Here is a 17,579-nt window from a genome sequence, read left to right as displayed (position 1 = left end):
TAACAAGGTTCACATATCCAGATGACATCCCCTAAATGATTTCCCTACTTATCTCACAAGTATTTACTGCCAAGTAATAAAAATACGCTCGACGTCCATACGATGCCTGGATCACGAAGAGGCTTCCCTGTCTCTGCATGGAAATTCTCCGCCATCCCGCTTAGCGCCACAAGATCGCAGAATCTTCGGGCCAGCTCTTGCGAAAAAGAGATCTCGCCGAGCTCGCGAAGCGCATGCGAGAGGATGAACATCGGCGGTGCCCAAATCGGCCCTCGCCAGTACCCATCTTCCTCGTATTTGTCACTATCCAATCGTTCGCTAGATAGACCGTATTTCGTTAGGAATGCGCCTTCTATTTTCAATTCTTCTATCATACGATCCCGAACTGATTTCGGCAATCGTTCTCCTAACAGGAGCGGAATGAACATGATAAGTGATTTGCTGTCGACGATCTCATGACTACCTGAACGTTTGGCACAAAGCACATCGTCGACGATGAAGTGTTCTAACATGTTAGCGAGTAAGTAATCGGCTTGTTTCGTCCATTGCCTGGCATCTTCAACTTTTCCTAGCTTATGGGCTATAGTCGCTAAAGTCTCCATTTGGATAATTAAATAGGTCGCTAAATCCGGACTTTCGAGTGGAATGCCTTCGTAGAAAATCGTACTGTTATCCCAGCCGCTATCATTGCCATTGTGATATTCCGGAATACCATCGCCATCACTGTCACGATGCTTCAACCAGAAATTCGTCCATTTGCTTAGAGGCGAATAGGCTTCTGCCAGCATGTCCTTCGTAATCCCATCCGTGTGGGTCATCATCCATTGTAAGGCAAACCCATGGATCGGCGGTTTCACATAGCTTCGAATGATATATCCGTCTGAAATCGTATCCGGCAGCGTGCCAAATGCATCTTGATGATCGAATAATGTCATCCATTGATGCCATGCCAGATCAGGATCTTGCTCCGCTACAGCCATCGCATGAAAGCAGTGATCCCAGCTCCATATCCCGCTCATCCCATTTTTAGAAGCATACATCGTTGGTCTTAGCATATGTCCATAAGGCTTCACCAGACTCATCCAATTGACATAGGCCGCTAATTCTCTGGTTTCGCTATAGTGCGCTGGCAGCTTCGGCGCCGCGTCAAGATAATGCGCGAATGACGCTTCCACGTTAGCTAGACTCTCGGCAAAAGATGCATACGTTCTCTCCGGCCAAACCATGCTGTCACGATACAGTTCGAACACACCTTCAAAGCTGGAATCGGTCGGCTGTGCCTCGCATCGAACATGCACATAGTCGGCATTATCTCCGTTCCAAGGTGATTCGATAGCCATCTTTCCGTGCAGCATGGTCATTCTCACGCGCTCACGCTGCCCGTCACAGTTCACATCACACTGACCCTCTCTAACAGGAACAGCATGTGAAGCCCGAATAAATTCAATACCCAGCCCTACATTCTCGCCGTAAAACTGAATCGTATTCGTACCTTCGAAAATCAGCTTCACGCTTCCGAAATCAGAGATCAGGGATAAACTCGTCGCTGTAGCTTCCTCGCGATAGGGAATCGCCTGTCCTTCATGAAGCACAACCAATCTGGCAATACGTGAACGATGCACATCTTTATGAAGCGTTCTTATATATAGGCCCTCAGGCTCGTCCTGATAGGCGGTCATTTGCGATAACGTATAGTAAGAACCCGGATAACTCCACGCGATTCTGGACACATCCACTTTCATGGTGATGCCTCCTTCTTTTATCAATTCTGAACGTGCATGACATAGTTACATTTAGTATAGAAGGAACCCTCATCTGAAACGTAGCAAAATCGAACGAATTTAGTGGAAAATCGTTCGATTTTCGTACTTCGTGCAGGAAATTCGCTGTGTTTTATTTAAAAATGATCTCATCCGCTTCTTTGACGAAGAGATCGAGTTCGTTCCCACTCATCACTTTGGATCCACCGAGCTGGAAGTTATCGAAGGTTACCCGCTGAACGCGATGCGTCGCATCGTAGCCGCCAATAAGTGAAATTGAATAGCCGGCGTTATATTGTGATTTGCGGACGCTGATATCTTTTAATAAAATATCTTGGATATGCCCTCGTTCGGGGTCCTGATTATACATGGAGCGCATGATGCGAAAATCAATTAATTTATCGTAATAATGCTCGATTCGAATCTGCTCAAATACAATATCACGAACCGTCGCATGATCCCCAACATGAATGCTTAAAGCGGCGCCATAGCCCTGAACGGATACGATATCGATATCATGGAAAATGACATGTCGAACCTCGTCCATCATTAACTCATGTCCGATCTCAATTGCATTTCCTGATGGCCCATTCACAAAGACACACGAACGCACTGCAATCCCGTGCACATCCTTGGCTGCATAGAGCATCGGCTTCTGCTCATTCTCAGCCCAATCAAAGCCTTTAATAACCACACAATCATCATTATTTCGTAAAATACAGTGCTCAATAAGGACATCTTGACACCCTACAAGATCAATACCATCCGAGCTCACTACTTCACCAATCTGTTTCAAGTGATGAATATGAACTTGTCTGCAATTCGCAAGCATAATCATCCAGCAGGGAGGCTCTACCATAATGATGTCTTGGATGGTGACATCCGTACAATCATAGAGAAGTATCGTCCGATAATCTCGCACACCGTGAAAATACGACCCATCCAGAACACCATTTCCGTAAATTTTAATACCGGAGGCGCCATGTGCACGAATGCTGCCTTTAACTACAGCCCCTGCCTCAATATAGAGCGACTCCCCATCGTGGAGTTCGATTTCGCCCACTTCGTAGATTTGCCCGCCTGGGTAATAATAGGTCGCCGCGCCATCATACGGGGACTCTGCGTTCCCGTAGAAAAACAGCGGCAGCGCGATACCATCCATTTTGATATGCAGATAAGTAGGTTGCGTTAACTTAAATGTGAGTGTATTACCAGTCATTTCGGACGTGATATTTAGGTTTAACGGACTGATAACAACGGAGCGAATATCGCGGACCGTTTGAATTTCCACCTCGATCTCACCGGAATAAGCTGCTGACGTATAATAAGCAACCGCTGTCTGAAGAACGTCCAGTTGTTCACCATTGACCTTTACGGTCACTTCTTGTGATTTAGGTACTGATTTGGGGTAAGCTTGGTTGAAACTCATGTAACATTCTTCCTTTCTTGTAAAGACAATTCATCATACCGAATCGAGCAAATCCCTGATTGCTTATAAAAAGCTTTTAGCCTTGGATCGATTACCAACAGGCGCTCCGCATCCCGTTCGATAGCGATCCGCTCGCCGCTGAGCTCAGCGTTCCCAAATTGCCTCATCTCATCGCTGTTCATTCCAGGGTGCACAATCACGGTATAGATCCCACTCTGTGCTGTTTCCAACGCGCAAATATGCTTATTTAAATAGCGTTGGGCTAAAGTTTCTGCTTGATAGATCATCTGCTTAGGTGTAATTTCAACTTCTGGCAGCCCCCTAAAGCTATGATGAAAGTTAATAAGACCTTCCTGCTTACACCACGCATCCAACCATTCACGGTAGCCTTCAATCGCATAATGAAAGAACATATGCTCATCTACATAAGCGATACAGAATCCGAGCCTGCAGAGTTTCTCGTATTGGGCGATCGTTTCTTGAATGGCGTGCGCGAGTTCAACCCCATGTTCCTTCATTTGCATCGGATGTGGCCAGAAATGACCATTCGCATCCACCAGACTAGGAACCTGTGCAATTGGGAGTTCAGGCCCCCATTTCACATCATCCCACTCGGCATTCATAGTGATATGAAGGCCAAAGCAAATATCCGCTCGGTGAGCGAGCAATTCAGCTGCTTGTTCAACAAACGGGCCTACGGCCATCACGCTTACATTCTTCAGAAGACCCCCATCACAGGCTTCTCGAATCGCCTCATTCGCTGACTGACTTCCTCCGAAATCATCCCCACGAAGAATGATCTGAAGCTCGTTCATTACCATGCTCTTACTCTCCCTCCCAGTGTGTGCAATGTCTCCCGGAACGCAAGCTTACTTACCGGACCAATAGGACTGAATGATGTCCACTAATCGATTAGAAATCTCCATTAAACCCTCTTCCGAAGGATGGATGAGATCGGATGTCAGCAGCGACGCACTGGTTAATAGGTCAGTTCCCGGAATATAGACAAGCTTGGGTTTATTCATTTGCTTCACTTTATCGGCTACGGCCGAACGAAATGCTAGTCGATCTTCCCCTTGACTCACATCTCCTTTGAAGGTGAACATATCGGTGCAGAAAATCCATTGGTCTGGATGAGCGTCAGCAATCCGTGATATGAAATAATCTACCCGCTCCCGGAATTCATCCGGAGAGCCTGGTCTTCCCTTTTGAACATCCCAAATCATATTAATCCCAAGCTCTATGAAAGCCGTATCCCAATTGGATAGTGCAGCCAAATAATCAGCCATGACCCTATCTACCATCGCGCCCCCCGCAAACGATACATTCAACAAATCCATTCCCATGCCAGCAGCCGTTCGCATCGCATATGAGCCGGTCGGACGAACCGCCGAAGCACCATTAGAGATGGAAGAACCATAGACTAGCAATCGCTTGTCTGGAAAACTGTCTGCTCTTGGCGGCTCAGTTTCCCCCTCAACGCGCACGAAGGCTATCTGACTTTCATAGGGCAGAATGACACGAACCAGATCCGGCGCAAACGCAAGTCCTTCCTTGTCCGCGATTTGCTTCATCAAAGCGAGTTCACTTGGGCGTTCAATCACGATTTCTGTCACATGTGTACCAAGAATTCGCGGCGATGTTTCCTGAAAGATACCATGATACACCTGAGCAACCGTATGCCCGCTTGTCAATTGAGCGGCATTTACTACTTCCAGAAATAAGGTCACGCGATCGGTTATCATATGAAACCGAATTTCCATACCTCCGGTCTTCAGACCCGAGTCATGTGCGAATGCATGTAGTTGCAGACGCAATTCCGTCGGGATCCGGCACAACTGCACCGCCGTACCTTCACCGATCGGGGTAAGTTCAGCCACATTATGAAATGCCATATTGTGATAAATCAACGTTGCCACCCCTCTTCGTTTTATTTATTGTAGAGCTTGTACTTTTCATTTCGGAATGCGATATAGAAAGCTTGAACGTTCTCTTCCTTACCCGCGTAGCAGCATCTCTGGCAATAATACTCATCATCCTCTTGATCATACGCCAGCAAATAGTCTATTTCCCTAGCGAAACATGAAGGACATAACAGTAACTTCATTGTTTTTCCACCGTCAACCATGTGCGCATGGCACCTCCTTGTTGGACTTGTTGTTCCAGCATTAGCTTGAAATATGGCTTAAATAACACGCCTTCTTTGATAGAACCACGATCGGCTGAATCGAAAGGGATGAGGGAGATGCGCGTGGAAATTTGCGGAATCGTCGCTGCAACGAAGCTTGGTGCCTCTACACTCACTTCTTTGGAGCGGTACGTATAAGGCAATGTGCTTACTTCATCCGTCACGCTAGATGCTGCTGTTAATTCAATTCCACGCATATTTTCTGGATAGTCCGTCGTGCCGTAACATCCATCGAACACTTCAGAAATTGTTATAGACGCATTAGGAACAGAGAGTTCCAGTACACGTCGTTCAATCCCAATCCGGCCTTCCCCAACGAAGGTGAAAATCGATTCCAGCGTCACCTCAAGTTCGCCGACCTGCACGCGAATCGGCTCCACGATCAATTGCTGCTTCCCTTCAGGCGACTTCGCAACGCGGCCTTTGGCACGCACACCTTCAATACTGGCTGATAGCTCACCATACTGGATCCGACAACGGTGACCGGAATGCCCACGGTGCTCTCTCGCAATGACATAGGGATAATTACCGTCCCACAGAATGTCGGTATCAGGGCCCATATCACCCGCAACTTCCCCTACATACGGTCGGAAGTCACAGATGACACCACCAATATTCAAATCAATGGCTGCGCGAAAATACGCATCCACATACCAGTAGGTCTGCCGTTTCGTTCCGCATAGAATATCTTTCCACAGGTTTACTTCCGGCGTCCCTACGGGAACTAGCTCCTTGTAGACTTCAGCAAACTCGGTCATCGTCACGAAGTCGACTTCACCCCGTTCTTTCTTTTCTTTTAAATATTGCAAGGAATCGATATACAGCGCACGCGAGTGATTCACATCATCGACGAAGATATTGCCAGGCACGACCCACGGCGTGCTAACAAAAACACTGTAGTAGGCGAAGCCATTGTAGTTCTTCTGTTCAATCCATTGATCAATAAAGCGGCGCATATACGGACTATTCGGTCCATCGTTGGCCTTGGCTCTCATCACATTCGCAGGATGCGAAGCAAAGTAATCATCACGACTCGTTAAGGCGAGAACCATATCCCGATTTAAATGTGGCAATGCGACCAAATCAATAGCATGCTGCTCGTTACGACCTGGTGCTAGGTGATGATATTTCGAAGGTTGGAAAGCTCCCCAAGGACCGCCGTCACTGAATAAATACCAGGAACCGTTATTTCCTTCGAACATCTTGACGCCTTCCTCGAAGCAATTCGTGATCGCTGTCTTTACCTGCGGGTATTTCTCTTTGATATACAGCACAATTTCCGTATCTAAAATGTATCCGCCAACCGCAGTTGGAACGAAACCGAACTGATCTTGAAACACCTCGAAGATACGATCAATGATTTTTTGTTTCGAGCTGGTCGCATGTAAGTAGATGGCTTGTTCATCACTCTCCGCATAAGGAAGCATTTCCTCACACATCATATTATGAAAATGTATGCCCACCTCATCCCCTAAGGCATGTTGGGACTGTACATAAGCGATCATGTCTGGATCACATAGACCTTCGTAAGACATCAGAATCGTAGTTCGGATTCCAGCACGATGAGCTTCATCCTGTTGAAAACGAAGCCCTTCCAACATCGCAGCACCCCGATCGGCGCGATGAATCACATTGACGAACATTTTACTCATGGTATTCCCTCTTTTCACAAGATGATCTGACAACCATTATAGGTGGAGGCTTCGCATGTCCGAGAGAGACATCAGATTGCTGAAGGTAAGACATTCGAGTGGAAGTCAGCTATGAGCGATAAGCCACGATTCCCTCATCTTCAAAACCAAACTTCAAATGTAGACATTTCCCCTACCAGTGACATCACATTGTCTCACCACGAAATAACTTCCATTATGTTACTTTAAAGGTATAACCTTCATATCTACTGTTGCTGGTTATCAACTCAACGGAAGGAGGTACCTGTTACCGTCAACTTATTGGTATTTGAACTTCATTTTAAAGGAGGCAATTCAATTGAACTTAGGTTTGAAAGCGTATGCAAAAACGATCCTGGTGACCATGGCTGCCCTATTGATTGTACCGTTCACGCCGATTTCAAGTACGCCAGCCCATGCAGCGGGCACTGGCAAATTTGAAGTAAATGGCACCACGATCAACGATCCCAACGGTAATGAATTTATCGTCAAAGGCGTGAATGTAAACGGTCCTCGTTGGCCCTATTCGCGTGAAACAACACAAGATGCTACGTTAATCTCCAATGTATGGCAGTTCAATACGGTGCGTATCAACACATTTCCACGGATGGCTCAACATGGTGTAGCCAACAATTTGGATATGAATGCGATTGTTAATGCATTTACAGCCAAAGGCGTCGTTTCCATGATTGAAAACCACGATATCTACGGGACTTGGGCCGAGAGCAGCGTGACCTATGATGGGAGTGGAAATCGAATCCCTTCTGTACAGGAAATGAAAGATTGGTGGGTCAATATTGCGAATACGTACAAAAATAATCCCTATGTTTGGTTTAATATTGCCAATGAACCCGGACTAGGTAGTTATTCAAATGCCGATTCGATCACCAAATGGAAAAACTTCCACGATGACATCATTGGAGCCATTCGTGCTACTGGTGCTCAAAATATTATCGTTGTCGATGAACACAATTGGGGACAAGCAAACGGCTATCTAGGCGGGAATTCAGATAGTGCCATTATTTCACAAGGCGCCTATCTGAAGAACAAATACGCAAATATTATTTTCTCCCTGCATCCCTACGATAATTGGAGTAACGGCGCAACACGATTGAGCAATTATATGACACAAGCACATAATCAGAATTTGGCTGTCATTATTGGTGAATATGGCGGATCAAACGCTTCTACAGCCCTAGCCATGGAGGCTGTGCTTAATGTAGCCATTCCGAATCATATCGGCAGAGTTGCCTGGCATTGGGTAAGTGAGGGCGATGATAATTTCAATTTGACCACGGGTTCAACTAGCGGTGGCGGTTACGAAATCAATCGTACGGATGGCGTCAAACCTTCCAACCTGACCTGGATGGGCAGCTTGATCTGGGATGATAATCGAAGCTCACTAAGCACGCCAGTACCCCAACATAATTTCCCCATCATGAATAATGGTTTTTTCGAAGACAATTTGTCTTTCTGGAACAATTGGGGGCAAGCGTCTGTGAGCACGTCGATTGTTAAGAACGGAGCGAAAGCCATCAAGATTAGTGCAGGTGCAGCGGGCGGTGCCGGGCAAAATATCGGCCTAAGACCGAATACAACCTATAAGCTCATGGCTTGGGGATATGGCAAAGCCGATCTAGGCGTTAAGTATACAACGCTATCTGGTTCGGTGACACAGCAGATCCTTTCGTACACAGGTGGTTCCTACTGGTCTTGGAATGAAATTACCTTCACGACACCATCGGATTTCTCAGATGGTACAGTGTTCATATGGAAAGGCGATGCTTCCGCTGAATTTTACGCGGACGATATCCAAATTATTCAGCAATAGCCTTATTTATACGGAAGGCGATTCCTATTTTGGAATCGCCTTCTCCTTATGAATAGGTTAGAACAAGTATCCAATCACAACCTCTGCCTGAAGTTGGAGGCTGAAATGTCATTTTCTCTGCATACGCCTGTTTCCAGACTTTCACTGGCGTGTAGGTTCCATGCCTTGGATCAAACCAGCATAGATGATGAATCTGTGCGGGAAGCTTGTTTAATTGGATAGTAAACTCACGCCCTTTAGGGCTATAAATGAGCGTCTCCTCTGAGCCTCTAAGTACACAGGTATGATCTCCGCCTTCAAGGGGATCGACCAATATCGCCTGATCCGGTACCCAACTTCCCATTTGTCCGCGTTCCATCAGAGAACGAAGCCAACCCATTTGCGAAGCTCCCGGAAGCTCAAGCGCATCTTTCCAATGAAGCGTAGGATACCACACCCCTTCGAATCTCTCCGAGTGAAATTGCCACACATCGTGGCAACCATACGTATGTCCACAAGCGCCGGCAAACACAGACCAGTAAGCGGCTTGGCGGCTGTCGTAAGCTTCAAATACCCCGTTCACAGGCTCCCAATTGATCGGGTGATTCTCATATCGCGGTTCAGCGTCCAATGTAGGCTTAACGGGTTCCAACTTGTAATCTCTGTCTGTAAACATATAGGAATCAAGTAAATCCACCGCGAAATGGTAGCTGCCCGTCATATTGAAATCCAGCCAATCCTCATTTGGAAAATAGAGTGAAGAACTTCTGCACACATGATAGGTTTGTAAATGCGTTCGGTTGTCACCAGCCGCAAGCCCGCTAGACATCGCTCGAATAACATCCTTTAGATGACTCTGCGGGTCATTTTGTTCCGTGTAATCGCGATCTCCGCCCAATACCCAAATCAGATTGGGACGGTCGCGATAACGCTCTCCTACATATTTCCCATATCGGAAAGCCTTTGCTTTGGCCGACTCCACGCCTTGATCCTGATAACCGGGATCAAAGATCCGAGGACCTACACCTGGTTCCATGAGCTTATCCCCCCAACAGGGAAGAATCGCCATGTATAAGCCATATTGCTCAGCTAATGCAATTACATGGTCGATATGTCTGAAATAGGCTTCATTCGGGCTATCCGAATCAAGATTATGCAGGGGGATTTCGCCATAAACATTCCCTGCACGCAGACCATCCATTTCAGCTAATAGTACGGCTTGAATGACGTTAAACCCTTGCTCACTGCGTCGTCTGAAATAGTACTCCACCTCTTCCAACGTTAACCGTTGAAATAGCTCCCACGCCGTGTCCCCCATCCAGAAGAACGGCTTTCCACCGATTTCTGCTAAATCTCTTCTCGTGTGACGTACCACCAATCGCTCCATCGTATCCTCCTCAAATCATGTCAGACCAAGCATAAGAACCACTCGGTTCATCTGCTTGGTCTGTCTAACCCTTTATTTACTTACGGATGAATCTCTAACTTTGTTCTTCCATACTTCATACATAAGCACTGCTGCTTGTGCTCTTGTTGTGTTGTACCTTGGGGCATATGAATTCTCCCCAATACCATGAATGAGGCCTGCGGCTGCCAGCCATACCACATCTGACTTCGCGTAATCGGCCACTTGATTCTGATCTTTGAACTCAACGTTGTCCTTGGACATAGGAGGCTCTAACTTGGCTACTCGTAAGGCTCTTGCTGTCATGACCGCCATGTCCTCTCTCGTCACCACTTGGTTAGCACCAAAGCTTCCATCTTCATACCCTGTCAGGATGCCTAACTTCTCAGCGGCAGCGACAGCCTGATAATACCAATCCTCTGGCTGAGTATCTAGGAATGAAGATTTTACGGTCGTGTCTGTCCTGAAATCAAGTGCATGTACGAGCATTTGCACGTACTCGGCTCGTGTCACATTTCGGTCAGGATCAAACTGGTGATCACCTATACCTTCTATGATTCCTCGCACGGCTAATCCATCTATCGCTTCAGTCGCCCAAGGGACATCCTTCACATCCGCGAATGTCACCTCTGGCACGACGACCGCATAGGAGCTGAAATGATTCACATGGATGATGAGCTGACCAGCAGCCTCATTGTAATAAGAGTCCTTTATGATTTCGTCTTTACCATCTTGTGTCAAATAGTTCCCAACGACCGTGTTTGCATGCTCATTCGCTCTTAGCGAGTAAGGAATAGCAATTTGAATCGGCAGCTGGAAGTGACTAACGTCGTCGCCATTTACCCTTAGACTCAAATCAACCATCGGTCTACCGTCTACTTTATTCGCTATCTGCCCAGACCATTGTGTGAGATCCGATGGGCGAATCGTCAGTTCGATCTTCTGACCATTCGCCAGCTTATCCCCTAAGAAGCTTGTAGGCAGCGTAAAGCTTGCAAACTGTGTCTGAATGATAATCGCTTTCTCATGACCGTTAGCTGGAAGGAACAACTCACTCGGGAATGTAACCTCGATGTCTTTCGCTCCATCCACTTGCGACGCTTCAAGGATTAGCTGTGCATCTTTGCGATTGTTGAGCGAATCCTGAATCGCTTGCAAGGTAAACTCAACCTGAGCTTGACCATTCGAGAGCGCTGGCTTCTGTTTCACAACAACCGATGGTCCTGAATTATTCGCAGCATTGCCTGTTGGATTTCCTTGATTCGGAACTGTGCTATCCCCACCTGAAGCACTTGCCTTGGTTGTCAGATCTGCGGCCGCCAAAGGAGCAGAAGCATTGCCTGCTGCATCTTGTGCCACTACCTTGAAATGATACGATGTAGCTGGTAATAAACCGTTAATAATCACTTGATGCGCTTGCGCTGGTTCAGTTAGCACGGCAACAGGCTCAACACGCCCTTCCTGATAAACGGCATAGCTCGCCACTCCGAAACCATCTTCAGCATCTGGCCAATATAGCTTTACGCTATGGGATGTTCGTTCTGAATAATAGAGCTTCGCCGTATCCGGCCATGTAGGAGCCATTGTATCAGGCAATGTCGAGACAGGTGTGACCGCACCATGATACCCATCGTCCGAAACATAAACCTTTAACTGCAGACCATCAATCTGCGCAGGCAGCTTGATTTTTACGGAATACACGGCTTTACCGCTGCCTTGCAGCTTGGCTTCCGTCTGTGCCAACTGAACCAACTGGCCACTCCGATCTTCCAGCCCTGCAATCAAACGAACCCCATGGTCGTCCTTGGATGTACTGCTTAGTGACGCGTTAACTTCAACGGTTTGGCCTGCTTGTAAATCAGACACACGTTCGCCCAATTCATTCTTATACGTGATTTCACCTAGCTCTGAATATTGACGCACATAGAAATCCTGAGGAGAGGAAAACTGCTCCAAACCGTTGCTATCCGTCGCTTTGGCTACGATATTGTAGTTGCCAACAGCCAACTGATTCAACGTCAGGGAATAAGGAGCTGTCGTATCTTCGCCCAGCTTACGATCTCCAGCGAAAAACTCTACTTTGCGAATTGTCGCCCCTTGCTTAGCTGTTGCTGCTGCTTGAATCGTAACGTTCGTGCCCGCATGATAAACACGAGCATCTTGAATCGGGTTCACTAACGCTTGATCACCAGTTACACTAGTTACGTTCACATCTGGTTGGTCAGCTAACTGCCCATACACGAATCCGCGTCCAGAAAGCGCCATATACACACGATTGGGATAGCGCATATCCGCTTCTAGTTGATTAATGCGACCAAACGTCTGTTGTGGATTCGTGATACACGTCCACGTGGCTCCATTATCCTTGGACACATACACACCAGATTCCGTGTCTCCATTCGCTTTGCCATATAAATAAATATAGGGTTGGTCCGGCAAATCCCCTTTCCCGAAGGCTACATCCACAGCTCCTTGTACGTTCGGCACCTCAACAAATTGTGAAACACTCACGTCCGTGGAACGATACAGCTTCGGATAGACTGTAGCCCGGTCATCAGGGAAATCACCTGGTTTGGAGACTAGAAAAACATCGCCTTCCTTGGTAGGATTGACTTTCACATTTGTAAACGGAAGTGCTGCAAAATTCACTAGATGCTGGGGATTCGGTGAACTGAAATCCTCCCCTTCTTTGGCTTGGAAGCCTGTGTACGTTAAGTTCCACGTTTTGCCTCCATCCGTGCTCATATAGAACTCCGCTGTAAGCGCATTGCGTTCTGTGAACATATAGAACTTCTGCCCATTCACTTTGTCAGAAACAACATTCTGCGTAGCACTCCACCATGTGCTTGATCGCTCATACAAATGACCATGCGTGTTATTTTCCGAATAGGAGCCGCTGGCATCCTGCCAAGTTTGACCGCTATCGGTACTATATTTGAGATAACCGTTATACGGCGACCATACAAGATTCGCAGGATTCGTTGATGACATCGCGATCATTCCGCCAATTGTGTCCAGCGTTGCTTTCTTAGCCGTTTCGTTCCACGTTCGTCCACCATCGGATGTCGTGCCGAAGAAATGATACGGTTCGCCGTTCCATAAGGAGAACTGATGATAGCCCGTGTAAGCCATGTAATTCGGCTTCTGATAGCTGTAATCCAACCCTGACATCTGTGTTAGATTGATGCCATACATTGGCGGGCCGTCATACCGTTGACTCATGAGGCGCGTAGCCGGCACGGTATCCCGATCACGTACGGAGAAGCCTGCGGAATCTGCTGCCCCAACATGTACGTCAAATCCTCCAGCAAGCGGGGGAACCTTGGCATTATACCCTACCAGCTCCTCAACACCTTTCATATTCGCTGCGGCCTTAGGCGTATTCGTGTTAATGCCTGTTAGCTTCAAAATACCAAAGCCTGTTGTCGTCCATCCGACAGTCGGATCAATCGGATCCACAACTAGCCCAGCCCGCTCGTGGTTGGACCACCAACTCGGATAATAAGCCGGTTCTTGTACTTTCATTTGCTGCTTAGCCTGCCATGTGGCACCTTCATCTACGCTCTCATACATCCAAGCGTTACCAGCATCAGAATCACTTGCTTGTGCATAAAGTGTAGCAGGCTCATCTGGTTTCACATCAATACCGACAATACCTTTGAAATTCACATTAGAGAAATTGGCCGAATCCAGTACTTTTGATGCCGAACTATCGGAGCGACCTGCTCGCAACACGGTATTGCCATCGCTGACGAAGAGATTACCGTTTTCATTCACGACAGCACGATTAAACTTCTTTTCGCCTCCGCTTGGGTAACCCATCAGGGCAAAGCTTTGTCCACCATCCATCGTTTTATAAATACCAGTGCCATACACCCCGACATAGAATATCTTCGTTCCGCCTGTCGGAGAAGTACCTGAAGCCGCGTCGAAAGCTACGAAGGTTGCACCAGCACACCCTGCTTTGACCACGCAGCTAGAAACGGTTGGCAGCCCGCCTTCGACTTGTTTCCAATCTAGACTCCCTATTTTTTCCCATAAACCGTCTCCACGTGAAGCGAAATACATATGCTCAGATTGCAGCGGATCAATGACTAGCCGCTCACCTGTTTCCGTACGAAAATCATCATTGCCACCCATGTATACGTGATGCGAAGCCATCCCTGTTGGGGTCCAAGTTGCCCCTCGATCCGTGGATTTATAAATCTCCCCACCTACCTCCGCAGCCCCATTGGAAGCCATATACACATCATCCGGATGCCCTGGATCAATGTTGATACTTTCTACCGAATAGGCATATCGTTGATCTAACCCAAATCCATCTGTGAGAGGGATCCATTCGTCCTTATCCCGGTCATAGCGATAAGCCCCGCCGACATCTGTCTTCGCATACATCAGGTAAGGTGCTGTCTTCTGAGTGACTAAACCAGTGACCCAGCCCATCCCCTGCAAATTCACATTATGCCATTCCCATGGTTGTTGCCCCGTGACGGCTTGCTCGGCAACAGCAGAATGGGAAACTGGGAGCACAGCAGCAGGAAGTAAAGCAAGCGTGCACACCATGAAGCTCATTAACCAACGTTTCATCCCCAACATTTATTCACAGCCTCTCATTGTCATCGTTCAAGCGCCCTCTCGGCGATAGGCGAATATGCTTGCTTCTGTTCCGGATTTCTTACATAGGCTTGAATACGGTAACCGGTCGCATCCCCTGGCAGTAGGAATGAGGCCGTGAGCGATGTCTCTCCATTGGCATCCACATCACTTTCCCATGCGCTGCTAGATACAAAGGCTCCACTGGCATCCACCACAGCAAGGAAGAATTGCGCATGCTGGCCCGCCAGAGACTCGTTCATGAACGTCGCTGTTACTCGTTTAACTGGAACACCTGCATACGGCGTTCCCTCAGCTGTAACGACATCTGCTGCCTGAATCGTATCAATCGTGAAATATTCCACTGACTTCAGTAGCGGAAGCACCGCGTCCGAGGGCAGCAATTGGATGTTATCGAGATATCCGGTCCATGCCTGAGCGCTTGCTTGATGGAAGGTGAATACCAGCTTCACATTCTGCAAATTCAGATCCGTCTCATTTGTCTGAAAATATAGGGTAGACAGGTGAGGTGCAGTCCCGGCTTGTATCGTTTCGGAATGAAGTAATTGGCTATCGGATTCACCATTGCTGTAGACACTGACTGTCACGGATTGCTCGAACGAGCCTCTTACAGAGAAGGACAGTGCATATGACTGACCTTGAGCCAAATAGGCTTTCGATAAGGTTACGTTGACATCACCGCTGTTACCTGGGAGCGACAGCTTCCCTCTGCCGTGATCATCTTCCAAGGTAGCTTGGTCGCCAGCAAGTGACCAATGGGTCAATCCCTGTGAGAAATCACCATTAAACGCATAGCTAGGTGTCGTCCGAAGTTGATTTATTTTCATATCATCCACATATGTTTCTCCGCTTTGCGCCCATGCGATATGTTCAATAGAGAGTGTATCTATGGAAGAGATGTTTGCGAGAAAATGGGCTCCTTGCACACGCAATACATCGTCGAGATAAATATCGAAGGTCTGCTTAGGTACATTCACGATCAGCTTGTAATGACGCCATGCATTCAAATCCAGATTTGCATCTACAATCTTGTTCTCTGGCTTGTCAGCCGAAGAAAAATCCTGCCCAATGATATTGAACTTCGGCCCCCAGCCTTCCACAAGTGAAAGTGCCGTGGTTCCTGCAGCCTTATTGCCAAGACGTATAATTGGAACTGTACCTTGATCTGTATTTTTCATGCGGTACTCGAAAGTAAAGCTCCCCGTCTGTGGATCAAAGCTGTGCGTCACGCCATTGGTCGATTGATCTGTCGTATGCTTCAGCTTAAGAACCTGATCACCGTCCAATGCCACGGTCTGATAGGTTCCCGCTCCATTCTGCCTAACTTCGAAGCCGGCAGGGAGTGTGCCCATCGGAGCCCCATTGAAATTCTCATCCAATGCTGCTGAGGCCGTCCATACAAATCGAACAAAATAACGGTTCGTTTGCCCGTTTTCTATGACCTGTACCACCGCTGTGCCTGGCACTTGTTCTGCCTGCGTGATGACAACTTGCTCAGTCGATGCTGAAGCAGAAACTTGCGGTACAACCGTCGTTCCGTAGGGCAGATTGACATCGTAACTGTTAAGGTTCGGGTCAAAGCCAGCCACCGTGGATCCCCCAACTTGCAGGGAGGTCAACTTCGGAAGCCGTGTGCTGCTCGATCCGCCATTGGAGCCGCCGCTTGAACCACCAGTTGAGCTGCCCACCTCTCTAAGTGAGAAATCATCAAGATACAGTGTGGTCACGCCTTCATTCCAAATTCCCACATAAGTCTTATAATCACCAGTTACCATATCTAGTGGCGTCGTAAACGTCAGTTCTTTATAAGTAAAGGAACTATTCGAGAGATCAAACGGGATCACTACGTTCTTATCCGTCGGTTCGGTATCTCCCGGCTGCATGTACTTCACCACCACCGATCCGGTCGAACCGCTTCCCGTCGTTTTGCCATATACGCCTAACTTGTACGTTTTACCGGGCATGAGCTGCAACCACTGGTTGCCTCCACTATTTTGATCAATTTGCAACGCATGATTCCCGCTATGTACGGCATCGGATGTCACAGCGAAGGTCCCTGCCCATTTGTTCCAGCTCGCGAGATCGCTTTCAAAGCTGGCATTCGTGATAAGTGAATCCGCAGCAGGACTCGTTACCTCAACCAGTGAGAAATCATCGAGATACAGCAACGGGGAACCATCATTCCAAATCCCTATGCGAGACTTGTAGTCCTCTTCAACCAGATCATCCGATGTCGTGAAGGTGGTTTCTTTGTACGTGTAATTCGTATCGTTTCCATCAAAACGAAGGCCAATCTGCCGATCTTGCATGTCGGAATCCCCCGGTAGTGTATACCAGACCGTAATGCCACCACCTGTACCGCCTGTTGTTTTGCCGTACCCGCTTAGCTTGTAGGTCGTTGCGGCTTTGAGGTGAATGAATTGCCCCCCGCCATTCGCATTCGCAACTTCCACCGCTTTATTTCCGCTATGCGTATAGACGGCATCCGTTACCACCTGAAACCCGCTGCCCCAAGCTTGCCAATTGTCTACATCTTGCTCAAATCCTCCATTCAGCAATAAATTACCCTCATCTGAATCCGCTCGCACAACAGGACTGGCGGTTAATAATGACGTCATTACTAAAGCCAACGCGAGAAATATAGCCATTCGCCTCACATGCATTCTCCCCATGATTGCCTCCCTTGAGAATATTTTTGCATAC

The 17,579-nt window shown here is 47.6% G+C and carries 9 protein-coding genes; 1 reads left to right on the top strand and 8 read right to left on the bottom strand.

Translation table 11 applies throughout. From position 1 onward, the window contains the following. Positions 1 to 53: 53 nt before the first annotated feature. From A8709_RS09145 to A8709_RS09120, 5 genes are all read right to left on the bottom strand, one after another. Positions 54 to 1,742 (bottom strand): amylo-alpha-1,6-glucosidase, encoded by a 1,689-nt coding sequence (locus A8709_RS09145; RefSeq protein ID WP_065852053.1) that lies wholly within the window; start codon positions 1,740 to 1,742, stop codon positions 54 to 56. A gap of 151 nt (positions 1,743 to 1,893) precedes the next feature. Continuing rightward, complete coding sequence (locus A8709_RS09140; RefSeq protein WP_065852052.1) at positions 1,894 to 3,189, bottom strand: glycosyl hydrolase family 28 protein; 1,296 nt, start codon at positions 3,187 to 3,189, stop codon at positions 1,894 to 1,896. Next, positions 3,186 to 4,010 (bottom strand): ChbG/HpnK family deacetylase, encoded by an 825-nt coding sequence (locus A8709_RS09135; protein ID WP_084224776.1) that lies wholly within the window; start codon positions 4,008 to 4,010, stop codon positions 3,186 to 3,188. Before A8709_RS09135 ends, A8709_RS09140 begins: the two co-directional genes overlap by 4 nt. Before the next feature lie 48 nt (positions 4,011 to 4,058). After that, complete coding sequence (locus A8709_RS09130) at positions 4,059 to 5,084, bottom strand: SGNH/GDSL hydrolase family protein (protein WP_065852620.1); 1,026 nt, start codon at positions 5,082 to 5,084, stop codon at positions 4,059 to 4,061. Between the two features lie 208 nt (positions 5,085 to 5,292). Further along, entirely contained in the window at positions 5,293 to 7,029 is a 1,737-nt protein-coding gene (locus tag A8709_RS09120) for a polysaccharide deacetylase family protein (RefSeq protein ID WP_065852050.1), read from the bottom strand. A 337-nt stretch (positions 7,030 to 7,366) separates the two neighbouring features. On the opposite strand from A8709_RS09120, the gene A8709_RS09115 reads away from it, so the two are divergent. Next, positions 7,367 to 8,878 (top strand): cellulase family glycosylhydrolase, encoded by a 1,512-nt coding sequence (locus A8709_RS09115; protein ID WP_065852049.1) that lies wholly within the window; start codon positions 7,367 to 7,369, stop codon positions 8,876 to 8,878. A gap of 46 nt (positions 8,879 to 8,924) precedes the next feature. Here the strand turns inward: A8709_RS09115 and A8709_RS09110 are convergent, their stop codons facing one another. The 3 genes from A8709_RS09110 to A8709_RS09100 form a co-directional block, all read right to left on the bottom strand. After that, the gene (locus tag A8709_RS09110; RefSeq protein WP_065852048.1) at positions 8,925 to 10,244 is read right to left on the bottom strand and encodes a glycoside hydrolase family 140 protein; all 1,320 of its coding nucleotides are present in this window, start codon (positions 10,242 to 10,244) and stop codon (positions 8,925 to 8,927) included. A gap of 72 nt (positions 10,245 to 10,316) precedes the next feature. Next, positions 10,317 to 14,849: an S-layer homology domain-containing protein gene (locus A8709_RS09105; protein WP_167357041.1), complete on the bottom strand. Its 4,533-nt coding sequence runs from the start codon at positions 14,847 to 14,849 to the stop codon at positions 10,317 to 10,319. Positions 14,850 to 14,878: 29 nt separating this feature from the next. Next, entirely contained in the window at positions 14,879 to 17,548 is a 2,670-nt protein-coding gene (locus A8709_RS09100) for a carbohydrate binding domain-containing protein (protein ID WP_065852046.1), read from the bottom strand. Positions 17,549 to 17,579: the final 31 nt, after the last annotated feature.

Source organism: Paenibacillus pectinilyticus (assembly GCF_001700435.1).
Lineage (GTDB): Bacteria > Bacillota > Bacilli > Paenibacillales > NBRC-103111 > Paenibacillus_E > Paenibacillus_E pectinilyticus.
This window is presented reverse-complemented; position numbering and strand designations above follow the sequence as displayed.